The 22,609-nt window shown below is 63.0% G+C and carries 22 protein-coding genes; 12 read left to right on the top strand and 10 right to left on the bottom strand.

The window, feature by feature from the left end; genetic code table 11:
* Window positions 1-99: 99 nt before the first annotated feature.
* Window positions 100-1,443, top strand: a complete 1,344-nt coding sequence (locus J2X54_RS03900) for a S41 family peptidase (RefSeq protein ID WP_310178064.1) — start codon at window positions 100-102, stop codon at window positions 1,441-1,443.
* 1 nt (window position 1,444) lies between these two features.
* Here the strand turns inward: J2X54_RS03900 and J2X54_RS03895 are convergent, their stop codons facing one another.
* Together J2X54_RS03895 and J2X54_RS03890 are read right to left on the bottom strand one after the other, a co-directional pair.
* Entirely contained in the window at window positions 1,445-2,551 is a 1,107-nt protein-coding gene (locus J2X54_RS03895; RefSeq protein ID WP_310178062.1) for a catalase family protein, read from the bottom strand.
* Between the two features lie 110 nt (window positions 2,552-2,661).
* Window positions 2,662-3,294 (bottom strand): hypothetical protein, encoded by a 633-nt coding sequence (locus tag J2X54_RS03890; protein WP_310178060.1) that lies wholly within the window; start codon window positions 3,292-3,294, stop codon window positions 2,662-2,664.
* Between the two features lie 196 nt (window positions 3,295-3,490).
* Here J2X54_RS03890 and J2X54_RS03885 point away from each other — a divergent pair, with 196 nt between their 5' ends.
* The 3 genes from J2X54_RS03885 to J2X54_RS03875 all read left to right on the top strand — a co-directional run bounded on the left by J2X54_RS03885 (window position 3,491) and on the right by J2X54_RS03875 (window position 6,395).
* Window positions 3,491-4,048: an outer membrane beta-barrel protein gene (locus J2X54_RS03885; protein WP_070249706.1), complete on the top strand. Its 558-nt coding sequence runs from the start codon at window positions 3,491-3,493 to the stop codon at window positions 4,046-4,048.
* Window positions 4,049-4,213: 165 nt separating this feature from the next.
* Entirely contained in the window at window positions 4,214-5,437 is a 1,224-nt protein-coding gene (locus J2X54_RS03880) for an MFS transporter (protein WP_404990878.1), read from the top strand.
* Window positions 5,438-5,468: 31 nt separating this feature from the next.
* On the top strand, window positions 5,469-6,395 hold the full coding sequence (locus J2X54_RS03875) for a LysR family transcriptional regulator (RefSeq protein ID WP_310178054.1): 927 nt from the start codon (window positions 5,469-5,471) through the stop codon (window positions 6,393-6,395).
* 3 nt (window positions 6,396-6,398) lie between these two features.
* Here J2X54_RS03875 and J2X54_RS03870 read toward each other — a convergent pair whose 3' ends face one another.
* Window positions 6,399-7,556, bottom strand: a complete 1,158-nt coding sequence (locus J2X54_RS03870) for an epoxide hydrolase (RefSeq protein ID WP_310178050.1) — start codon at window positions 7,554-7,556, stop codon at window positions 6,399-6,401.
* A gap of 146 nt (window positions 7,557-7,702) precedes the next feature.
* On the opposite strand from J2X54_RS03870, the gene J2X54_RS03865 reads away from it, so the two are divergent.
* From J2X54_RS03865 to J2X54_RS03855, 3 genes are all read left to right on the top strand, one after another.
* Window positions 7,703-8,368 (top strand): helix-turn-helix domain-containing protein, encoded by a 666-nt coding sequence (locus J2X54_RS03865; RefSeq protein WP_310178047.1) that lies wholly within the window; start codon window positions 7,703-7,705, stop codon window positions 8,366-8,368.
* 65 nt (window positions 8,369-8,433) lie between these two features.
* A complete protein-coding gene (locus J2X54_RS03860; RefSeq protein WP_310178044.1) occupies window positions 8,434-9,378 on the top strand; it encodes a dihydrodipicolinate synthase family protein in 945 nt (314 codons plus the stop codon).
* Window positions 9,375-10,061, top strand: a complete 687-nt coding sequence (locus tag J2X54_RS03855) for a GntR family transcriptional regulator (protein WP_310178042.1) — start codon at window positions 9,375-9,377, stop codon at window positions 10,059-10,061. Before J2X54_RS03860 ends, J2X54_RS03855 begins: the two co-directional genes overlap by 4 nt.
* Here the strand turns inward: J2X54_RS03855 and J2X54_RS03850 are convergent.
* Window positions 10,049-11,125: a trypsin-like serine protease gene (locus J2X54_RS03850; protein WP_310178041.1), complete on the bottom strand. Its 1,077-nt coding sequence runs from the start codon at window positions 11,123-11,125 to the stop codon at window positions 10,049-10,051. The two genes, J2X54_RS03855 and J2X54_RS03850, sit on opposite strands and share 13 nt — an antisense overlap.
* A 246-nt stretch (window positions 11,126-11,371) precedes the next feature.
* On the opposite strand from J2X54_RS03850, the gene J2X54_RS03845 reads away from it, so the two are divergent.
* Both J2X54_RS03845 and J2X54_RS03840 read left to right on the top strand, forming a co-directional pair.
* Entirely contained in the window at window positions 11,372-11,911 is a 540-nt protein-coding gene (locus J2X54_RS03845) for a hypothetical protein (protein WP_310178038.1), read from the top strand.
* 68 nt (window positions 11,912-11,979) lie between these two features.
* Window positions 11,980-12,312: a carboxymuconolactone decarboxylase family protein gene (locus J2X54_RS03840; protein WP_070249712.1), complete on the top strand. Its 333-nt coding sequence runs from the start codon at window positions 11,980-11,982 to the stop codon at window positions 12,310-12,312.
* A gap of 15 nt (window positions 12,313-12,327) precedes the next feature.
* Here the strand turns inward: J2X54_RS03840 and J2X54_RS03835 are convergent, their stop codons facing one another.
* Window positions 12,328-13,938, bottom strand: coding sequence for an alkaline phosphatase D family protein (locus tag J2X54_RS03835; protein WP_310178033.1), 1,611 nt, complete (start codon window positions 13,936-13,938; stop codon window positions 12,328-12,330).
* A gap of 185 nt (window positions 13,939-14,123) precedes the next feature.
* On the opposite strand from J2X54_RS03835, the gene J2X54_RS03830 reads away from it, so the two are divergent.
* From J2X54_RS03830 to J2X54_RS03820, 3 genes are read left to right on the top strand one after another with little or no spacing between them, the layout of a single operon-like run.
* A complete protein-coding gene (locus J2X54_RS03830) occupies window positions 14,124-14,390 on the top strand; it encodes a helix-turn-helix transcriptional regulator (RefSeq protein WP_070249714.1) in 267 nt (88 codons plus the stop codon).
* A gap of 3 nt (window positions 14,391-14,393) precedes the next feature.
* A complete protein-coding gene (locus tag J2X54_RS03825) occupies window positions 14,394-14,732 on the top strand; it encodes a HipA N-terminal domain-containing protein (protein WP_310178028.1) in 339 nt (112 codons plus the stop codon).
* Window positions 14,630-14,995: a hypothetical protein gene (locus J2X54_RS03820; protein WP_404990877.1), complete on the top strand. Its 366-nt coding sequence runs from the start codon at window positions 14,630-14,632 to the stop codon at window positions 14,993-14,995. The genes J2X54_RS03825 and J2X54_RS03820 overlap by 103 nt, the downstream gene beginning before the upstream one ends.
* Window positions 14,996-15,071: 76 nt before the next feature.
* Here J2X54_RS03820 and J2X54_RS03815 read toward each other — a convergent pair whose 3' ends face one another.
* From J2X54_RS03815 to J2X54_RS03795, 5 genes are all read right to left on the bottom strand, one after another.
* Entirely contained in the window at window positions 15,072-15,302 is a 231-nt protein-coding gene (locus tag J2X54_RS03815; RefSeq protein ID WP_310178024.1) for a helix-turn-helix domain-containing protein, read from the bottom strand.
* 956 nt (window positions 15,303-16,258) lie between these two features.
* Window positions 16,259-17,032 (bottom strand): enoyl-CoA hydratase, encoded by a 774-nt coding sequence (locus J2X54_RS03810; RefSeq protein ID WP_310178022.1) that lies wholly within the window; start codon window positions 17,030-17,032, stop codon window positions 16,259-16,261.
* Between the two features lie 129 nt (window positions 17,033-17,161).
* Window positions 17,162-18,358: an acetyl-CoA C-acyltransferase gene (locus J2X54_RS03805; protein WP_070249717.1), complete on the bottom strand. Its 1,197-nt coding sequence runs from the start codon at window positions 18,356-18,358 to the stop codon at window positions 17,162-17,164.
* Window positions 18,359-18,373: 15 nt separating this feature from the next.
* Complete coding sequence (locus tag J2X54_RS03800) at window positions 18,374-20,773, bottom strand: 3-hydroxyacyl-CoA dehydrogenase NAD-binding domain-containing protein (RefSeq protein ID WP_310178019.1); 2,400 nt, start codon at window positions 20,771-20,773, stop codon at window positions 18,374-18,376.
* Between the two features lie 18 nt (window positions 20,774-20,791).
* Window positions 20,792-22,582: an acyl-CoA dehydrogenase C-terminal domain-containing protein gene (locus J2X54_RS03795; protein ID WP_070249719.1), complete on the bottom strand. Its 1,791-nt coding sequence runs from the start codon at window positions 22,580-22,582 to the stop codon at window positions 20,792-20,794.
* Window positions 22,583-22,609: the final 27 nt, after the last annotated feature.

The raw sequence follows: 22,609 nt of genomic DNA, 5'->3' as shown, positions 1-22,609 counted from the left end.
CGCGCAGTTCATGCCGCGATTTCCGCCGCCTGGCGCATGGCGGGCCCGGCGGCCTCGTGGCAAAGCTACAGTAGGTGCTTTGATACGATCGGGAATTCCATGCCCCTGCACCGCCGCTCCTTCCTCGCTTTATCGCTGTTGCTGGGCGCCGCTGGCGTTGTCAGGGCGCAGCCATCAGCCACTCGCTACACGACCGACCAGGTGCGCGCCGACCTTCGCTTCATCGAGCAGGCGATTGCCGCCACCCACCCCGATCCCGGTTTTTCCACCGATCCCGCAAAGCTGCAGGCAGCGTACCGCGATATTGCTGCGCAGCTGCGCGCACCGCTCACGCGCGACCAGGTGTGGCGCCTGCTGGCCACGCTCAACCCGGTGTTTGCCGACGCCCATCTGGCCATCACCATGCCGGACGGGGCTGGCCAGTGCCGCACGCTGTTCGATGGCGGCGGCGCCTTGTTCCCGTACGAAGTGGTGGTGGACGCTGGCGGCGCCGTCACCATTCGTGCCGAACTGGGCGGCGGCGCCAGCGAGCTGGCCGGCATGGCGGTCAACGCCATCAATGGCATGCCGGCGCAGCGGGTGGCGGCAGAGTTGTTGGCGCGCTGCCACGGCGACACGCCGGCCTTCCGCGCCAGCCTGCTGGCCATGCGCTGGCCGTTCCTGTACTGGAAAATGTTCGGCGCCCCGACTGTTTTCGAACTGACGACGGCAGACGGACGCACACTACGCGTTGCTGCGGCTGCGCGCCTGCCTGCTTACCTTGCAGCGCAAGCGCAATTCGATCATCAGTTCGCGTTACGCCTATTGCCGGATCAGGCCGCCCTGCTCACGCTGGGTACTTTCGCCTGGCCGGACAAGCAGCAATTCCTGGCCTTCATGGCGCAATCGTTCACCCGTATCCGCGAGCACGGGGTACGTACGCTGCTGATCGACGTGCGCGACAACGGCGGCGGCAACGACGATTTCTGGATCGACGGCCTGCTGCGCTACATCGCCGACAAACCCTATCGGTGGGCCTCGGGCTACAAGAAAAAGGTGATCGCCGGACGTACCAGCCCGGGCGAACCGCTGGGCGCGGTAATCGACGGCACCATCGACAAGTGGGTGCAACCAGCGCTGTCCGAAGCGCTGCGTTTCAAGGGCGCCAGCTACCTGCTGGTGGGATCGAACACGTATTCGTCGGCCATCCTGCTGGCCAACGTGATGCAGGATTTCGGCTTCGGCAAACTGGTGGGCGCAGCGGGCGTGGCGCGCGTGCGCCAGAGCGGCGGCACGCAGAATTTTGTCCTGCCCAATACCGGCCTGGCGCTGGGCGTGCCGCGCCTGATTTTCAACCGCCCATCGGCCGCGCTGTTGCCCGACCTGCTGCAGCCGGACATCGTGCTGCCGGACAGTCCACTGGACCGCCAGCAACTGGTCGATGCCGTACTGAAGCTAGCCTAGCTCAGTGCTCTTTCCAGTGATCGAGATGGTGCGGTTCGGCTAACGGCGTGCCGTTGCGTTCGGCGCGGAAGCGGGCCGAGGCTGCGTACACGGCGCGGCGCACGCGCATGATGGAACCGAGCGGACGGTGCGCGGCGATGCAATGCCACGGGCTGAACTGCATGCCGTCATCCACCAGCACCGACAGGCCGTGCGTCCAGCCGGCCTGGGCCGGGGCTGCGATGCGCGCCACCGCCACCCACGGCGTGGTCCATTCCACGGTCGGGTCTTCGATCGGCGTCTCGTCGAGGTCGGTGCACAGTTGCACCCGCAATTCCCACTCGGCCGCGTGCTCGGTCATGAAGTCGACCACCGCACCGCGCAAGCCGTTGGGCTTGTGGTCGAGATCGACCGTCTGGTCCTTGAGCATGGCCAGTTCGGGCGAGACCGGCACCAGTTGCAGCTTGGCCATGTAGCGGCCGAACAGGATAGGCACCTGGCTGAAGAAGGTTTCTCCCAGGATGTGGGTTTGCGGGTGGCCGCCCAGGCTGACCAGGGTGGCGCTTTCGCCGCCCACCGCTTCGATCACTTTTTCGGCGCCCTGCAAAGCGGCCGACAAGGCTTTTTTCAAACCGGGCGCCTTGTCGGTGGTGGCGGCAAGCAGCTTGACGCTGCCGAGAAACTTCTTGGCCGTGGGCGCCTGGAAGGTCGGGCCGTTGACCATGATGAAATCCTGGGTGACGTCGCCCTGGCCGTCGGCCAGGCGCTCACCGGGCACGCCGATCACCTTGATGGCCATGCCGCGCGGGGTCGATACCTTATCGTCGAGCAGGTCGCCCGGCGTGGTGGACAGGCGCATCACGACCGGGTAGTCGCCGCTGGCGGCAAACAGTCCTTGCGAGTAATCGGGTGGCAGGTTGTCGAGCACGCGCAGGGTGCCGCGCAGCAAGCCGTGGCTCTTGGCGTGCACGCCGCGCGGCGCGTGGCCGCTGTCCTGGTGGACGGTGCCGGCAATATCGCGCATCTGCTCCTGCAAGCCGGCGATGGTTTCGGCCTCGTCCTCCTCCAGTACTTCGTAGGAGGGATCGTAGGGCAATGGTTGCTTCAGATGACGGGTGGGAAAATCCATGGTGGTATCCTGCTGGCTGGTTGGCTGACGTTGCCATCATGCAGAAATTATCGCCCGGCGTCTGTGGCAACACACACGCACAGACGCACGGACGATGCCCACCTGCGGCCTTATTTTCCGGCGCAGCCCGGTTGCGCCATCAGGGCGTCCGCCACATTCTCGGTGGGAATGCGCAGCACGATGGAGCGGGCCATGATCATTTCGTCGTACAAGGCCACGTTGGGCCGGGTAACCGTCTTGGTCCATTGCGCAGTGTAGGCGCCGCCATACTGCTTTTGCGCCTGTGCCACCGCTTGCTGTACCTGCTCGCTGGTCATTTTCTTGGGCAGCATGCGCGCGATTTCGGTCAGCACCAGCTGGCCCTTGCCGTTGCGCATCACCGGATTGAACACCAGCACGTGCTGGTCGTCGCCCACCTTGAGGCGCGCGCCGGCGCTCTCGAAGCGGCAGATGGTTTTCACCCGTGCCGTGAACTGCCGGATTACATCGCCATCCATATCGCCCTGGTCGGCGAACCTGACGCGCTGGCCGGCGCCGTCGAGGCCATAACTTTGCCCATGCTGATCGTCGAGTTTGAAGGCCAGCATGCCGGCCGGCGCCAGCTTGAGCGATGCGGCCTCGGCCAGGGTCATGCCCAGGCAAGCTTGCTCGACACACAGCGGGCGTTCCTGGGCCTGCGCGGGCATGGCGCCCAGGATAGAGAGCGCCACGGCGGTCACTGCACTTTTGATGAAGGAATGCATCACTACCTTTCAATAATTTACTCGATAGAAATGTTATCAGAAACATGACCAGGCATGCCGAGCGCACCAGGAACGCGCACGATTGCGCACCAGATTGAAGCAATTCCGGCGCAAGCATTGATTTATATATATAATATTGCGTTCACGAAATACCAACTAAACCACTTCGTGATTTGACCCACTTTTGAGAGTAAATATGAAAAATACCATCTTGTTCGCCATGCTGGCAGCACTGGCCGGCACCGCCGCCGCTCAATCGCAAGGCGCTTACGTCGGCGGCAGCGTCGGCCGTGCAGAACAAAAACTGTCGATCGGTTCGACCAAAGACCACGACACGGGCTTCAAGCTGTTCGGAGGCTACAACTTCAACCAGAACTTCGGCCTCGAAGGCGGCTACGTCGATATGGGCAAGCTGGAACGCTCGGGCTTCGGCGCACGCGCTTCGTTCGAGCCAACCGCCGTGTATTTCGCTGCCACCGGCACCGTGCCGCTGGACGCGCAGTTCTCGCTGATCGGTAAAGCCGGTGCAGTCCGTTCCGACGTGAAAGCCAACGCTTCGGCCGGTGGCTTCAACGTCAACGACAAAGCCAACCGTACCTCCGCTTACCTGTCGGTTGGCGCTGCATACGCGATCAACGCCAACTTCAGCGTTGTAGCTGAGTACGAATACTTCGGCAAGATCGCCAAGTTCGAAGACAGCGATGACAACCTGAAAGCCAACATGGTTTCGATCGGTCTGCGCTACAAGTTCTAAGCAATACCAGTTTCACATCGATCAACGGCAGGCGTGCATAACGCCTGCCGTTTTTTTTGCTCTCAGCATCTAAGTAGCACTACGCAGTCCGGGCCGTGACCAACGAAAGTTGGCCAGACATGCTAAGGTGGACCCTTTTTGCCACTGATTTTCGAGCCACTCCCGATGCATTCCGACCCTGTTTCCAGCACCTCCCTCCCCCCGGTTCCGATTGCCGCGCCGCATGGCGCCGGCATGGCCAACTTCGCCCTGGCCATCGGCGGCCTGGCCATTGGCACCGGCGAATTCGCCTCGATGAGCATCTTGCCGATCGTCGCTGCCGACCTGCACACCGACCTGCCGCACATGGGCCACATGATCAGCGCTTACGCGCTGGGCGTGGTATTCGGCGCACCGCTGATCGCCATCTTCCTGGCACGCATGCCGAAAAAAGCCATGCTGGTGATGCTGATGGCGCTGTACGCGGCCGGCAACCTGCTTAGCGCCGCCGCACCGGCCTACGGCTCGCTGCTGCTGGCGCGCTTCGTGGCCGGCATTCCGCACGGCGCCTATTTCGGCGTGGCCGCGCTGGTAGCCGCCGCCATGGCGGTGCCGGAAAAACGCGGCCAGGCCGTCTCGCGTGTGCTGCTGGGTCTGACCATTGCCAACATCTTCGGCGTGCCGCTGGCCACCTGGCTGAGCCAGGCCTTCGGCTGGCGCTCGGCGTTCCTGGTCGTCGGCGTGCTGGGCGTGGTCACTGCGCTGATGGTGCGCCGCTACGTGCCCTTCATCGCCGCCGGCGACGCCAGCGTGCGCCGCGAGCTCGGCGTGTTTCGCCGCGCCCAGGTGTGGGTGACGTTGCTGATGGTGTCGGTGGGCTTTGGCGGCCTGTTCGCGGTGTACACGTACGTCACGCCAACGCTGCTGGAAATTACCAAGGTCTCGCCCAACATGGTGGCGGTGCTGCTGGCCCTGATCGGCGTCGGCATGACACTCGGTAACCTGGTGGGCGGCTGGCTGGCCGACCGCTCGCGCCTGTGGACCATTTTCGGTGCGCTGGTGTGGAACGTGGTGGCGCTCACCGCCTTTTACTACACCAGCGCCAACGTCTGGGCGGTGGCAATCAACCTGTTCCTGATCGGCTGCGGCATCGCCGTGGCGCCAGCGGTGCAAACCCGCCTGATGGACGTGGCAGGCGACGCCCAGACCGTCACCGCAGCACTGAACCACTCCGCCTTCAACTGCGCCAACGCAGCTGGCGCCTGGTTCGGCGGCATGGCGATCGCCCACGGCCTGGGCCTGCAATCGACCGGGCTGGTGGGCGCCATGCTGGCGCTGGGCGGGATTGTGGTGCTGGGGGTGTCGGTGCTGATGGAGCGGCGCGCGATGCCGGCGGCCGTGCCAGCTTAACTTGCTGCCAGGTTCGCGTAGACTGTCGCGCATGAAGAACAATCGCGAACCGTCACTCGATGACCTGGCCGTGTTCCTGGCCGTCTGCAAGGCGGGCGGGTTTCGGGCTGCCGCCACGCGGCTGGGCATGTCGCCGTCGAACGTGAGCGACACCATTGCCCGCATCGAAACCATGCTGGGCGTGCCGCTGCTCACCCGCAATACGCGCAGCGTGGTGCCCACCGAGGCCGGGCAGGCCCTCGCAGCGCGCCTCACGCCCCTGTTTGCCGCAACCCGCGCCGCCCTGCACGACGTGGTCGATGCCGGGCGCGAAGTCCAGGGTTTGCTGAAACTGAACGTGGCCGGCGCCGTGATGGTCGATATCCTGCCGCCATTGATCGACCGGTTTCTTGCGGCCTACCCTGCCGTCCAGGTTGAAGTGGTGGTGGATGACCGGTTTGTCGACGCCATTGCCGATGGTTGCACGGCCGGCATCCGCTACGGCGAACGCCTGGCCCAGGACATGATTGCCGTGCCGATCGGGCCCCGTTACCAGCAGCTGGCCTTGGCCGCCGCGCCGGCCTACCTGGCGCGGCGCGGCCACCCGGCCCATCCGCGCGACTTGCTGGACCACGATTGCATCCGCATGCGCTTTTCCAGCGGCGCCCTCACCGCGTGGGAATTCGAGCACGCCGGCGAACGCGTGACCATCGATCCACCGAGCCGGCTGACCATCGGCGTGGAAGCGGCGCCGGCGGCGATCAGCCTGGCGCGCGCCGGCCACGGCATGATCTGCACCTTCGGCAACTGGCTCGCACCGCATTTCGCCAGCGGCGAACTGGTGCCGGTGCTGCCGGACTGGTGGCAGCAGTTCGACGGGCCGCGACTGTATTTCCCGAGCCGGTTGATGCCGGCCACGTTGCGGGCATTTATCGATCTGATAGCGCAGGCCGATGACAGCCCGCCCACCGCTCGCTGACGGCTACCGCACCTTGCGGAACGTGGTCCGCACCTCCTCGACCAGCAGCGCCGGCTGCTCCATGGCCGCAAAGTGCCCGCCACGGTCGAGTTCATTGAAATGCACGAGATTGGCAAAGCGCCGCTGCGCCCAGCGCTGCGACACGCGCACCTGCTCCCCGGGGAACATGCTGATGCCGGCCGGCGTGGTCATCGGCGCCGCCGGCATGCCGCCGTGGCGCATGGCCTGCATGGTTTCCCAGTACAGCCGCGCGGAACTGGCGCCGGTATTGGGCAGCCAGTAGAGCATGATGTCGTCGATGATTGCGTCGAGCGCGAACACGCTCTCCACGTCGCCGTCATTGTCGGACACATCCTGGAACAAGGCGTAAATCCACGCTGCCAGTCCCACCGGCGAATCGGCCAGCGCAAAACCCACCGATTGCGGCCGCGTGGCCTGCACCTTGAAGTAACCGGAAAACTGCTGGTCGTAGCGCTGCGCATCGTCGAGCATGGCCTGCTCGTGCGGCGTGGCCTCGGCCCGCTCCTGGTCGGTGGGCTGGAACATCAGCATGTTCAGGTGGATGCCAGCCAGGCCCGGCGGCGCCTTGTAGCCGATGGTGGTCGTCACCGCGCCGCCCCAGTCGCCGCCCTGCGCCGCATACCGGTCGTAGCCCAGGCGGGCCATCAGTGCGATCCAGGCGTCGGCAATGCGGTTGACGTTCCAGCCGGCCTCCGCGGGCTTGCCGGAAAAGCCGAAGCCGGGCAGCGATGGAATCACTAGGTGAAACGCATCGCTGGCCTGGCCGCCGTAGGCCACCGGGTCGGTGAGCGGGCCGATCATGTCGCGAAATTCCAGTACCGAACCGGGCCAGCCGTGCGTGAGCAGCAGTGGCATGGCGCCAGCCTCGGGCGAACGCACGTGCAGGAAGTGGATGTCCACGCCGTCGATCTCGGTGTGGTGCTGGTTGAAACTGTTGAGCAGCGCCTCGCACCGGCGCCAGTCGTAGCCGTCCTGCCAGCGTGCGACCAGGGCGCGCAGCTTGGCCAGTTGCGGCCCCTGGCTGGCGTCGGCCACCGTCTCGGCATCTGGCCACCGCGTGAGGGCAAGCCGCGCCTGCAGGTCGGCCAGGGCGGCATCGGGGATGGCCAGGTGAAATGGATGGATGGTGGTATCGGACAAAATGCCTCCCGGGCATGCTATGTTACGGACCGGCGTACACCGGATGATTTAAATGAACTGACAAGTCTAGATTAATCATCAACACGTCATTTGTAAAGCGGATTCGATTGAAATGGGAAAGAAGCGGTATGGTGGAAGCAGGACAAATGCCCAGGCGGCGCGGCAGGCCGCCAGCCGATAGCGCAGGCGACGTGGAAGCGCGCCTGCTGGCGGCTGCCACCCGGCTGTTCCTCGAGCGCGGCTATGACGGCACCAGTTGCGACCAGGTTGCGCTCGACGCCGGCGCGGGCAAGGCCAGCATTTATGCCCGCTACGCCAACAAGGCGGCGCTGTTTTCGGCAGTGATCGATCGCCTGCTGACGGGGTCACCGGCGCAAGACACGGTTGCCGAAGACCGCAGCCTCGATGAGCGGCTCGCTGCGGTTGGCATGCAGGTCGTCGAGGATGCGCTGGCGCCCGACGCGCTGGCGCTGCTGCGCCTGCTGGTAACCGAGCTGCCCCGGCTCGGTGACGGCGCCCGCGCGGACAAGCTGTTCTGGCAGTCGGGCGTGCGGCGCGTCGCGCAGGTGATCGCGCTGCACGAGCCTGGTGCTGCGGCCATGGCCATGGCGATGAATGTTGCCGACCAGTTCATCGACACGGTGCTGGCGCCGTTGCTGCTGCGCGCCATGCTGGGCGAGCCGGTGGCGGCGATTGTAGCCGGCGCCCCTGCGCGCATCGCTGCCGGCATCGCCATGCTGCGTGCGACAGGCGCGCTGGAACTGCGCACCTTCGACGACGAAATCGGCATAACCCCCGGTCAGATTGTATAAAATATCCAAAACCGCAGTATGCTGTCGCCCATGCCCTCCGCCCCTCTTGAACTGAAGGAAACCCCATGAGCGACAATATTTTCACCGGCACCATCCCGGCCCTGATGACTCCCTGTAACGCCTACCGCACGCCCGACTTCGACGCCCTGGTGCGCAAGGGCCGCGAGCTGGTCGATGCCGGCATGAGCGCCGTGGTGTATTGCGGTTCGATGGGCGACTGGCCGCTGCTGACCGAAGCGCAGCGCCAGCAAGGCGTGGCGCGCCTGGTGGCGGCCGGGGTGCCGACCATCGTCGGCACCGGCGCGGTCAATTCGAAAGAGGCGGTGTCGCATGCCGCGCACGCCGCCAACGTCGGCGCGCAAGGCCTGATGGTGATTCCGCGCCTGCTGTCGCGCGGGTCGTCGCCGGCGGCGCAAAAGGCCCACTTCTCGGCCATTTTGCAGGCTGCGCCTGCCCTGCCGGCCGTGATCTACAACAGCCCGTATTACGGCTTTGCCACCCGCGCCGACCTGTTCTTCGAACTGCGCGCCCAGCATCCCAACCTGATCGGCTTCAAGGAATTCGGCGGCGCCGCCGACCTGCGTTATGCGGCCGAACACATCACCAGCCAGGACGATAACGTCACCCTGATGGTGGGCGTGGACACCCAGGTGGTGCACGGCTTCGTCAACTGCGGCGCCACCGGCGCCATTACCGGCATCGGCAATGCGCTGCCGCGCGAAGTGCTGCAACTGGTGGACCTGTCGCGCCAGGCCGCCGCCGGCAACGCCGTAGCGCGCCGCCAGGCCCGCGAACTGGAAGCGGCGCTGCTGGTGCTGTCGTCGTTCGACGAGGGCACCGACCTGGTGCTGTTCTACAAGTACCTGATGGTGCTCAACGGCGACACCGAGTACACGCTGCACTTCAACGAGACCGACGCCCTGAGCGCCAGCCAGCGCCGCTACGCCGAAACGCAATACACGCTGTTCCGCGACTGGTACGCCGACTGGAGCCGGGAAGTGGCTGCGTGAAACAGGCAAGCCTGGCGGTGACCACCGTTGCCGACCAGGCGGCAGACGCGCTGCGCCGCAAGATCATGTCGGGCGAGCTGGCCGAAGGTTGTTCCTTACGCCAGGATGCGCTTGCCGCCGAGTTCGGCATCAGCCGGATCCCGCTGCGCGAGGCGCTGGTGCAGCTCGAGGGCGAAGGGCTGGTCAGGATCGTCGCCCACAAGGGCGCGGTGGTGGCGGGCTTGTCGATCGACGAGATCAGCGAGCTGTTCATGCTGCGCAGCGTGCTGGAACCCCTGCTGTTGAAGAAGTCGGCGCCAAAGCTCACGCCGGACGACTACGCCCGGCTCGACGCCATCCTGGCCGACTACAAGGTGGAATTGCTGGCCCAGCACACCACCCGCTGGGGCGAACTCAACACGCGTTTGCACGACGTGCTGCTGTCACGCGCCGACCAGCCGAGGACGGCCGCCATCGTTGCCACCCTGCTGCAGCAAACCGACCGTTATACGCGCATGCAATTGTCGCTCAGCGCCGACAGCATTCGCCAGGCCCAGCAGGAGCACGAAGAACTGGTCGGGCTGTGCCGCGCCGGCGACGTGCGCGGCGCAGCAAGCCTGCTCAAGCGGCATATCGAACATGCCAGCCGCGACCTGGAGCGGTTCATCCTGTCCAGGCGGCGCGCGCCCGGTCAGGCAGCCTGACGACGACGGCGCGCGATCGTGCCCATCAGCGCCAGACCGGCAAACATCAGCGCCGAGGTATCGGCCTCCGGCACGGCCGTGATGGAGCGGATCCAGGCGACGTGCGAAAACGTCGCGGTGGAGCCGGACAGATCGCCGTAGCTGAAGTCGTTGGTGGGGCGCGCATCGCAGCCGGTCAGCTTGTAATCGACGCAAGAAAAATCCCCCGGCAAGTTCCACTCGTGCACTCCCGACAGCAGCCACTCCTTGCCACTCCAGACGAACTCGCCACCGCCGGAATCGCCGTCCGTGCCCATCGCTTCGCGCGCGCCCAGCCCGGTGCCGCTGGTCCAGGCGTGGCCGGTAGCGTCGGCGATGCGGCCCAGGGTATTGTGGGCGGCGGTACCGTCATCGTAATCGCTGCGATAGGTCACGCCTGGCGCGTAGAAGGCCGCATCGTAGCCAAAACCGGGCACCGCCTTGTCGCTGACCTGGTTGAAGGTTTTGCTGTCCACGTCGTAGGTGTTGTAGCCGTAGTGGCCCCACAAGCGGTCACCCGAATCGGGCTGGGTAGTGCTGCCGCCCAGGCCGGAGCGGCCATAGCCGGCCAGCAGGAACTCCTTGCCCACATCGTTGCTCGTACTCAGGTTGTAGCCCTTGATGTCGGTGACGGCATGATCGAGCTTGATGAGCGCGATATCGGCGCCGCTATCGACGTTGTCGCCGGTCCACTTGGGATGCACATACACGCCAGAGGGCAACACCTTACGCGTCTCGCTGACGCTGCCGCCAGCCCAGCCAAACGACACGTTGACCGACTTCAGATCGGTCACGCAATGGGCCGACGTGACCATGTACTGGCCGCCCGACAGGAGCGAGCCGGAGCACAGGGACACGCCGCCGGAAGTGGTAATGCTCAGCCGGCCGACGCCGTCCATCGCACCGGCCACGCCATTGAAGAACTGACCCGGCACCAGCCGCCAGTCCTGCGGAGCAGAGCTGTTGGTGGTCGCCTGTGCGGTGGAGACTGCCACCAGTGCGGATGCAACGGCGGCCAGTTTGATCATTGCAAACGGTATTTTCATGATGGTCAAAGTTAGGTTATATGAACCAAGTTTCATATTGATTGTATTATGGAATACATTTCATTTACTTGCATAAATGCAGGGACTCAATCGTGCGCAGGGACAAGTGCGCTGGTTTTGCCAAAAGTTGGCCCCGAACCGACTCTCCTGGACAGTTTTCGCCACGCGGCGATCTCGCTATTCTCACTACACGCTTGCAGCACATTTCCAGCTGCCGCGAGCCTCACTGACTATAGGAGTTTTGCCATGACCACCATCCGTTCCGACCTGATTCTGTCGCAATCCGCATTCAGCCACATCATCGACGTGCCGTTCGAGAAAGTCGATATCGCCAAGTGGCTGTTCACGCTGCCCGACGCCGAGTACCAGCGCTGCGCCCCGCCCGACCACATCGCCGCCGGCGCCACCTTTACCGACGACGGCCGCCGCATGTCGATCAACGTCGAGATGATCGGCACCGGCCTGGTAGTGCAGCACTACGTGGGCGAGATCACCGAAGCATCGCACTGCCGCATGGTGTCCACCTCGGACGTGTTCACGCCCAACGGCCGCACCAAGGTACAGGTGATCTGGGATTTGAGCGTGAAGAAGATCGACGACCACCGCTGCGAGTACACCAACGGCGTGGTGTCGCACCCGACCGAGGAATTCCTGGCCTTTATCAAGGAGCACGGCATTTCGTGGGAAAAAGCGTGCGCCGACCGCCAGGAGTCGTCGGGCGACCATAACCGCCGCGAAACCCCGCTGTTTGCCGAGAGCATCGCCCGCGCAGCACGCGCGGCCTGACCGGCAACACTTCAGCTTGGCGGTTGCAGCCGTGCTGCGGCCGCGTTTCATACTTCCAGGAGTAATCCATGCCAGCCATCGATTTCACCAGCCCCCGCGCCGCTGCCCGGCCTTTCACGCCCAAGCTGGCGGACCTGGTCGAGCAGCCGCTGTTTTCGCAAGTCTGGGCCGACCCCGACCTGGCGCCGCGCGATCGCAGCCTGATCACCATCGCCTGCCTGGTTGCACTCAACCACATGGACGAACTGCCCGCCCACCTGCACCGCGCCATCGAGCATGGTGTCACGCGCAAGGAACTGGCCGCTGCCATCACGCACCTGGCATTTTATGCAGGCTTTCCAGCGGCTATTTCAGCGTCTGCCCATGCCCAGGCTGCGCTGGGCGAAGCCGCCGAGCCTTAGCAGACGGCCGACGCTTTACACACCCACCGCCGGCAGCGTCTGGGCAAATTGCGAAACGCCGTCGAGGTTGAACAGCTCGACCTTCATCGCCTTGGTGCGTGGGTCGATATTGACCTCACCGAAGAACTGGTACCCGGCAAACGGCGACGAGTTCTGGATCAGCGGCGCTTTCGAAAATACTGCGGTGGGGCCAAAGGTTTTGTCGAGCACGCCCGGACCGAAGGCGCCGGCATTCATCGGGCCGGCGACGAATTCCCAGAACGGCGAAAAGTTGGTGTACCGGGCCTGGGCCGGATCGTAGTAATGGGCGGCGCAGTAGTGGACGTCGGTGGTTATCCAGACCACGTTGGGCACTGCCTTGATACTGCTGAGCAGGCGGGCCATTTCCAGTTCGCGCCCGAGCGGCACGCCGTCGTTGCCGTTGGCCAGCGCTTCCCATAACGCCTCACCCTGGGCGTTCTTGCCGTCGCCGACGTTCAGGCCGATGGGCATGTCGGCCGAGATGACTTTCCAGGTCGCGGTCGAGGCTTTCAGCGCGGCGATCAGCCACTCCACCTGGTCGCGCCCCATGAAGGCCGAGCTGGCGTCTTCCGCGGTTTGCAGGTTGGTGCTGTTCGGCCCCCGGTAGCTGCGCATGTCCACCATGAACACGTCCAGCAGCGGACCGTGCGAGATGGTGCGATAAATACGCTGTGGTTCGCTTTGCTTGTAATAGCGCATGGGCGCATATTCGAGGAAGGCGCGCCGGCCACGGGTGGTGAGGGTGGCGATGCTTTTTTCGGTGTAGCGCGCATCGGCCGACAAATCCTTGGACGCGCTGTAGTTATTGGTCACCTCGTGATCGTCCCATTGCCAGACCTGCGGCACCTGGGTGGCAAACTTGCGAAAGTTCGCATCGAGCATATTGTAGGCATGGCGGCCACGGAATTCCTTGAGCGTTTCCGCGACCTTGCTCACCTCTTCCGTGACCAGGTTGCGCCACACCTGGCCGTTTTCCGCCGTGGCCTGGGCCAGGATCGGGCCGTCGGCATAAATCGTGTCGCCGTTGTGGATGAAAAAGTCCGGGTCGCGCAAGCGCATCGCCTCATAGATTTTCATGCCGCCGAAATCGGTGTTGATACCCCAGCCCTGGCCGCACTGGTCGCCGCTCCAGTGAAAGCGCACGGCGCGGGTTGCATCGGGAGCCGGCGTGGTCCGAAATTGTCCCGCGATGGTTTCGCTTTCGATTCTCGAATTCTCGGGATCCACGTAGCGCACCCGCACGAAGACCGATTGGCCGGTGGGCAAGCCGTTCAAATCGACACGGGTGGTGAAATCGGTGGCGTCGCTGGCAACGGGACCGACAATGCGGCTGGCGTTGTTGAAACGCTCACTGGTATCGTATTCGACGATCATCTGCGCGTTGCGGTCGCTGCGGCTCCAGATGATCGCCCGGTTATCGGTAATATCGCCGAACTGGATTCCCGACGGCATTTTGGGCCGTTCCTTGTCACTGACCCCGATGGCCGCTTGGCTGTTGCTGCTGCCGCCGCACCCGGCCAGCAGCAGCGAGCTGCCCAATGCCGAACTGCCGACCAATGCCCCACCCTGGGCCAGAAAACTGCGACGCGAAATCGATGAAGTCATGCTTGCTCCGATCATTTATGAGCTGGCAAGCTTAGGATTTTTATATGACGTGACGATGAAATCGGCAACCGGATCGGGTGTTCTTGGTACTTGAATTTCTTGGTAGTCTGACTTTACCGGATTATGTTGGCAATCTCAATTTACCAATATATTTTGGTAAATTGAGATTACCAAGGAATATAAGTATGAGTACAGAATTTCCTATTCGCACTGCCGACCAATTGCCTGGCGTGCTACAGGCATTTCGCAAGGAATCGGGCTTGTCGCAAACCGAGGTCGCCTCCCGCATGGGACTGACACAACAGAAACTGTCTTATCTGGAACTGAACGCCAGCAGCGCCAGTGCCGAGCGTGTACTAGCCCTGCTGAGTGTGCTGGGCGTGGAGTTGGTGCTCAGGCGCCCCGGGAATGCTGCGCCTTCTGACGCCGGCAGCAACACTTTGCCCTGGTGACCAATGGGCCGCAAATCTCACTCGCAGTCATCTGGCCTGTGGATGAACGGGTTCTTCGTAGGCACGTGGACGTCACATGGCGAAACCTTGCAGTACGCAGATGAATGGGTCCAGCACCAGGGTGGCCGACCGCTCTCCCGATCTCTGCCATTCAGGCCGGGAAACCTGCCTTATTCCGGACCAGCCGTAGAGGCCTGGTTCGAAAATCTGCTGCCAGCAGCAAAGAGATTCGTGAGCGGGTGGCACGCCGATACCACACCGCATCGACCGGCGCCTTCGATCTGCTCGCCGAGATTGGCCGTGACTGCGTCGGCGCATTACAGCTCATGCCGGCCGGGATAGTACCCGCCGGCCCGGGCCGGGTACAGGCCACCGCGCTGGATGAAGGCGAGGTCGCACGTATTCTGCAGGCGACCGTTACACCGCAAAATATACTGGGCGCGAGCGATGATGACAACGATGCGTTCCGCATTTCCATCGCCGGTGCACAGGAAAAAACGGCGCTGCTTTTCTACCAGGGCAAATGGCAGAGACCGTTAGGCTCGACGGCTACTTCCCATATCTTGAAGCTGCCGCTGCTAAACGACAGGGGATCAGTGTTGTGAAGCGTACCGACCTGCCCGTCTGGGCCGTGCACCCAGAGAGCGTCGGGGATGCGCTTACCAGATGCTTCTTTCGAACTCACGATTTCTCCTTGATCACGAGCTCAAGTCCAAGAAGGGCCAGCACATCGATCACCATCTGCATCTGCAACGTCTCTTTGCCCCGCTCCAAGTCAATAAGGAAGCGATTGCTTTTACCAGCAAGTCCAGCCACGTCCAGCTGGGTAAGACCCTGCTTTTTTCGAGCGGCGCGCGCGATTGCGCCAAGCTGAACTGTTGAAGTCACAATCTGATAATTTAAACTAGACATATCTGCCTCAATGTGATCGACCGATCATATTTTAACTTATTATTTTTTAAAGCTCCAAAATATGAGCAAGCGATCACTTTTTCTTTAATCAACCATTAGGGTAGAAGAATTGTGATTGCTCGATCATATGCAGAGCCGATCCTTAGTGCTTGAACCTATATCCGAATCGCCGCAAGTCCCAAAGATCAGTCCCATTCATAGAGGACGATCTGTCGCATGGCAACGCCGTGCCAGACGTCTCCAGGATATGCACGATCCCGGTGATGGTGGCCGTGAAAGGCTGCCCTGACCTGGAGGTTTTTTGCCAGCATGGTGATTGGATTGAAGCCGTATTCATGCAAATCCGGTGCCTCCACTTGGTGGCAGGCACCGCCGGCGCACTGGTCGTTCTGCGGCTGCGATCGGGCCAAGCCCGCTCTGTCCAGCGCTTGGTAATGTAGCGCCGAACGCGCAGCCGGCGCCGTCTCGCCTTGGAGGTGCTCACAGCCTCGGCCCGCAGCGTTCGTAGGCCCGGGCGGTCGCCTCGGTGTCCGGCATTTGGTGTTGAGACAAACCAGTTATTAGCCGGCGCCGCAGGCACCCTCCTGATCCTGCCGCTGCTAGCCGGCCAGGCCTGCGGCGGCCGCAGGCCCGCGCCGCCGTGGCGAGCGCATCGCGCAGGAAGCACCAGTGGGTGGCCGGCGCCGCGACGTCCAGGATGGACCTGAAGCTGCTCACGAGCCACGCCTATCGCGTTAGCCGGTCAAGCCGCGCGGTCGCCGGAGTGCCCCTAATGATCACGAGCGCATTATCTTTACTCCGAGGAGGCGTGGTTAGTGGCGCCCGGTCATGTTCGTCGATATATTTGTCGCAGAGGTCCAAGAAGTTCATTGAGGAAATTCTAATCTCATCTTATGCGAGAAAATCTCAACTTATGTGACACTCAACGACGGGAGCTCCGCACACAGCTGGCTGCCTCAAGCAAACTTGGTAAAGTCCGGCTTGCGCTTCTCGAAGAATGCCGTAAACGCCTCGCGCGCTTCCGGTGACAACAGCATCGCGCCGAAATGCTTGTTCTCGGCCGCGATGGTGTCGGCAATCGCGTTGTTGCGGCTGGCTTTCATCAACTGCTTGGTGGTGCGGATCGAGCTCGCTGGCAGGGCCACCAGCTTGGCGGCCTGGCCCTGGGCAAAGGCCAGCAGTTCATCGGCTGGCACCACTTTCGACACCAGTCCCATTTCCAGCGCCTCGGGCGCCAGGAACGCTTCGCCCAACATCAGCTTTTCGGCCGCGCGCGGGTAGCCGGCAATTTGCGTGAACAACAGGCTCGAGCCGAATTCCGGGCACAGGCCCAGCTGCGCGAACGGCATCGAGAACCTGGCGTTGTCGGCCGCGTACACCAGGTCGCAGTGCATCAGCAGCGTGGTGCCGATGCCCACGGCAGCGCCCGAAACGGCAGCGACGACCGGCTTGGTCGCGCCGGACAGCGCCAGCATGAATTTATAGACCGCGCGGTCTTCCAGGTCGCCGCTGGTGGGCGCGTTTTTCATGAAGTCTTCGAGGTCGTTGCCGGCCGTGAAGATTTCGGGCTTGCCGGTGATCAGGATGGCGCGCACCGCTACGTCGGCTTCGGCGTCGATGATGGCGTCGGCCATGGCCTGGTACATGGCGGCGGTGATCGCGTTCTTGCGCTCGGGGCGGTTGAATTCCAGGGTCAGGATGCCGTCTTGCTTGGTGCTCAGTATGTCCATCTTTGTCTCCATGTGATGAGGGCGCCTTGCGGCGCCCTGTCCTGACCCGCACCGCCAGCCGGGGTCGGACCCTTTACAGGGTCCGACCCCAAGTGGTAAGGGGTGCGTATCGCTAAAAGATGCTTGGGGTTACACGCGTTCGATGATACCTGCCGCGCCCATGCCGGCGCCCACGCACATCGTGACCATGCCGTACTTCAGGTTGTTACGACGCAGTGCGTGCACCACGGTAGCGGCGCGGATGGCGCCGGTGGCGCCCAGCGGGTGACCGAGGGCAATCGCGCCGCCCATCGGGTTGACCTTGGCCGGATCCAGGCCCAGGTCGCCGATCACAGCCAGTGCTTGCGCTGCAAACGCTTCGTTCAGCTCGATCCAGTCCAGCTGGTCCTGGGTGATGCCGGCTGCCTTGCAGGCGTCGGGAATCGCGAACTTCGGACCGATACCCATGATTTCCGGCGGCACGCCCTTGACCGCGAACGACGAGAATTTCGCCAGCGGCGTCAGGTTGTGCTCGCGCAGGAAGCGCTCGGACACGACCAGCAGCGCGCCGGCGCCGTCGGACATCTGCGAGCTGTTGGCGGCGGTAACCGAACCCTTGGCAGCGAACACCGGTTTCAGCTTGGCCAGCGATTCCACGGTGGAATCGGCGCGGGCGCCTTCGTCGGTATCGACGGTGCGGGTCTTGATGTCGATTTCGCCGGTGGCCAGGTTAGGCGTGCGGGTGATGATCTCGACCGGGGTGGTTTCATCCTTGAAGAAACCGGCCTGCTGCGCAGCAATAGCCCGGCGGTGCGATTCCACGGCGAACGCGTCCTGCGCTTCACGCGAGACTTTCCACTGGGTTGCCACTTTTTCAGCGGTCAGGCCCATGCCGTAGGCCATGCCCACGTTTTCGTCCGAGAACATATTCATGTTCATCGATGGCTTGTTGCCCATCATCGGCACCATCGACATCGATTCCACGCCGCCGGCAATCATGGCGTCCGCTTCACCCACGCGGATGCGGTCGGCTGCCATGGCCAGGGCGGTGATGCCCGAGGCGCAGTAACGGTTGATGGTGACGCCGCCGACGGTTTTCGGCAGGCCGGCCAGCAGCACGGCCTGGCGCGCGATGTTGAAGCCCTGCTCCGCTTCCGGGAACGAGCAACCGATGATGGCGTCGGTGATCAGGGCCGGATCGAGGCCCGGCGCTTGCGCCAGCGCCGACTGGATCACGCGCACCAGCAGGTCGTCCGGGCGGGTTTTGTTGAACATGCCGCGCGGCGCCTTGCCGATCGGGGTGCGGGTGGCAGAGACGATGTATGCGTCTTGAAGTTGTTTGGTCATTATGTTCTTCCTAGATTAGTTGCGTACCGGCTTGCCGGTCTGCAGCATGCCCATGATCCGTTCTTGCGTCTTTGGATGATTCAACAGCTCGAGGAAGGCCTTGCGTTCGCGATCCAGTATCCACTGCTCGCTGACGAACGAACCCTGGTCGATGTCGCCGCCAGAGACGATCTCGGCGATCATGTCGCCCAGCTTGAAGTCGTGCGCCGAAATGAAGCCGCCGTCGCGCATATTGACCAGCTGCGCCTTGATGGTGGCCCAGCCGTAACGGCCGGTGACCTGGATCGGCGCCTTCACCGGTGGACGGTAGCCCTTGTCGAACATGGCGCGCGCTTCCACCTTGGCCACGTGCAGCAGCTCGTAGGCGTTGAACACGATCACGTCGTCTTCCTTCAGGTATCCCATGGCCTGCGCTTCCAGTGCCGACTTCGACACGTTGGCAGTCGCCGCATTGGTGAAACCGGTTTTCAGGAATTGCAGGATGTCGTTGCCTTTAGCCTCTTTGTAAGCGCGCGCTGCCGCTTCCTTCAGGCCGCCGCCGGCAGGAATCAGGCCCACGCCCACTTCCACCAGGCCGATGTACGACTCGATCGAGGCCACGCGCTTCGATGCATGCAGCACCAGCTCGCAACCGCCGCCCAGCGCCAGGCCAGCGACCGCAGCGACCACCGGCACGTTGGCGTACTTGAGCGACATGAACGCATCCTGCAAGTCCTTGATGATCGGATCGACCGCCTTGGCGCCGCCCTGCATGAACGCAGGCAGTGCCGATTGCAGGTCGGCGCCGGCCGAGAAGGCGCCGCCTTCGGCTGCGTCCGCATTCCAGATCACCAGGCCCTTGAAGTTTTTCTCCGCTTCAGCCAGTGCCTTGTTAAAGCCGGTGATCACGTCCGGGCTGATCACGTGCATCTTGGTCTTGAGCGAAATGACCAGCACTTCGTCGTCCATGTGCCAGATGCGCACCGAGTCGTCCTCGTGGAACGTGGTGCCGGCCGTGCGGCCATCGATGGCGCCAGCGCCAACCACCGGTGCACGGAACGCCTGGCGCTCGTACACCGCCAGGTTGGAGCGTGGCACGAACGATTGCGATGCAGCCGACCATGAACCTTCCGGCGTGTGCACGCCGCCCTTGTCGGCGACCGGGCCTTCGAATACCCAGGCCGGCAGCGGTGCGGTGCTCAAAGCCTGGCCGGCGTCGATGTCTTGCTTGACCCACTGCGCCACTTGCGACCAGCCCGAAGCCTGCCAGGTCTCGAACGGACCGACGGTCCAGCCGAAGCCCCAGCGCATGGCGAAGTCGATGTCGCGGGCATTGTCGGCCACGGTGTCGAGGTGCACGGCGATGTAGTGGAAGGCGTCGCGGAAGATCGCCCACAGGAACTGGCCCTGCGGATTGGTCGATTCGCGCAGCGCTTTCATTTTCTTGACCGGATCTTTTTCCTTCAGGATGCGGCCGATGATGTCGGCAGCCTTGCCGCCGCCGGGCACGTATTCACCGGTGGCAAAATCCAGGCGCAGGATGTCCTTGCCGACTTTTTTGTAGAAACCGGCGCCGGACTTCTGGCCCAGGGCGCCCTTTTCCACCAGCTTGGCCAGCACTTCCGGGGTTTTGTACACGGATGCGAACGGATCGTTTGGCAGGTTGTCCTGCATGGTCTTGATCACGTGGCCCATGGTGTCGAGGCCCACGACGTCGGCGGTACGGAACGTGCCCGACTTGGCGCGGCCGAGCTTGGCGCCGGTCAGGTCATCGACCACGTCCACCGACAAACCGAATTTCTCGGCTTCGTGGACGATGGCCAGGATGCCGAACACGCCCACGCGGTTGGCGATGAAGTTCGGCGTGTCCTTGGCGCGAACCACGCCCTTGCCCAGCGTAGTGGTCAGGAAACCTTCGAGCTGGTCGGCGATTTCAGGGCGGGTGGACTCGGTCGGAATGATCTCGACCAGGTGCATATAGCGCGGCGGATTGAAGAAGTGCACGCCGCAGTAGCGCGATTTCAGGTCGGCGTCGAAACCTTCGGACAGCGTGGTGATCGACAGGCCAGACGTGTTCGAGGCAAAGATGGCGTTGGCGCCGATGTGCGGTGCGACCTTCTTGTACAGGTCATGCTTCCAATCCATGCGCTCGGCGATCGCTTCGATGATCAGGTCGCACTCTTCCAGCTTGGCCAGGTCGTCTTCGTAGTTGGCCACTTCGATCAGCGCGGCGTGGTCCTTGTTGCCCAGGGGTGCCGGCGACAGTTTCTTCAGGCCTTCGATGGCCTTGAGGACGATGCCGTTTTTCGGGCCTTCCTTGGCCGGCAGGTCGAACAGCACGACAGGCACTTTGGCGTTGACGCAGTGGGCGGCGATTTGCGCGCCCATCACGCCGGCGCCCAGCACGGCTACTTTTTTAACGATGAAATTGGTCATGTCTTATCCTCTAGTCTCTTAGAACAGGTCGGCGTCGAGAGCCATCAGGTTGGCGGAACCCGAGCGAGCCTGGCGGATCAGGGTGGCGGTCTCTGGCTGCAGACGGGCGAAGTAGAAGCGCGTCGTGGCCAGTTTTGCCTTGTAGAAGTTGTCGCCGCTGTCTTCCTTGGCCAGTGCGATCTTGGCCATTTGCGCGAACAGGTAACTGTACACCAGGTGACCGACCACGCGCAGGTACGGTACGCAGGCAGCACCGACTTCGTCCGGGTTCTGGAAGGCTTTCATGCCGATTTCCATGGTCAGCTTGGTGACCTTGTCGCCGAGGTCGCCCAGCGGGGTAATGAATTCGCTCATCGCTTCATCGGTGCCGTTTTCTTCGACGAAGTTCTTGATCTTCTCGCCGAACTTGCGCAGCTTGGCGCCGTTGTCGCCCAGAATCTTGCGGCCCAGCAGGTCCAGCGACTGGATGGTGTTGGTGCCTTCATAGATCATGTTGATGCGGGCGTCGCGCACGTACTGCTCCATGCCCCATTCGGCGATGTAGCCGTGGCCGCCGAACACCTGCATCGCTTCCGAGGTGGCGATCCAGCCGTTATCGGTGATGAAGGCCTTGACGATCGGGGTCAGCAGCGCGACTTCGTCGGCAGCTTCCTTGCGCACGTCGGCGTCCGGGTGGTGCAGTTCGCGGTCGATCTGCAGCGCCACGTACGACGTGAACGCACGGCCACCTTCGGCGTACGCCTTGGCGGTGAGCAGCATGCGGCGCACGTCAGGGTGCACGATGATCGGATCGGCTGGCTTGTCCGGTGCTTTCACGCCCGACAGCGAACGCATCTGGATGCGGTCCTTGGCGTAGACCAGGGCGTTTTGATACGCCACTTCGGTCAGGCCCAGCGACTGCATGCCCACGCCCAGGCGGGCCGCATTCATGAACACGAACATGGCGTTCAGGCCCTTGTTCGGCTGGCCGATGATCCAGCCTTTTGCGCCGTCCAGGTTCATCTGGCAGGTGGAGTTGCCGTGGATGCCCATTTTTTCTTCGATGGCGCCGCAGGTGATCGGGTTGCGCGCGCCGACGGTGCCGTCTGCATTGGGCAGGAACTTCGGCACCAGGAACAGCGAAATGCCTTTCGAGCCTTCCGGAGCGTCCGGCACGCGGGCCAGCACCAGGTGCACAATGTTTTCAGCCATGTCGTGTTCGCCGGCCGAGATGAAGATCTTGTTGCCGGTGATCAGCCACGAGCCGTCTTCCTGTGGCAGCGCTTTCGAGCGCAGCATGCCCAGGTCGGTGCCGCAGTGCGGTTCGGTCAGGCACATGGTGCCGGTCCATTCACCCGATACCAGCTTCGGCAGGTAGGTCGATTTCTGTTCGTCGGTGCCGTGTTCCTTGAGGCACTCGTAAGCGCCGTGCGACAGGCCCGGGTACATGGTCCAGGCCTGGTTGGCCGAGTTCAGCATTTCGTAGAACGAATTGTTCAGCAGCACCGGCAGACCCTGGCCGCCGTATTCCGGATCGCACGCCAGCGCCGCCCAGCCGCCCTCGACGTACTGCTTGTAGGCTTCCTTGAAACCTTTAGGCGTGGTCACGGAGTTGGTCGCCACGTCGAGCTTGCAGCCTTCGCGGTCGCCCGAATGGTTCAGCGGGAACAGCACTTCCGACGTGAACTTGCCGCCCTCTTCCAGTACCTGGTTGATGATGTCGGCATCGATTTCGGCGTAGTCCGGCAGCGCTTTCAGTTCTTCCTGCACGTTGAGCAGTTCGTGCAGCACGAATTGCATATCCCGGATTGGCGCGACGTATTGACCCATGGTTTTCTCCTGATGACTTTTATTGAC

This window comes from Duganella sp. 3397, from assembly GCF_031456625.1.
GTDB lineage: Bacteria > Pseudomonadota > Gammaproteobacteria > Burkholderiales > Burkholderiaceae_D > Rugamonas > Rugamonas phyllosphaerae.
Note: the sequence above shows the minus strand (reverse complement) of the source record. Positions and strands in the feature narration are given on the sequence as shown.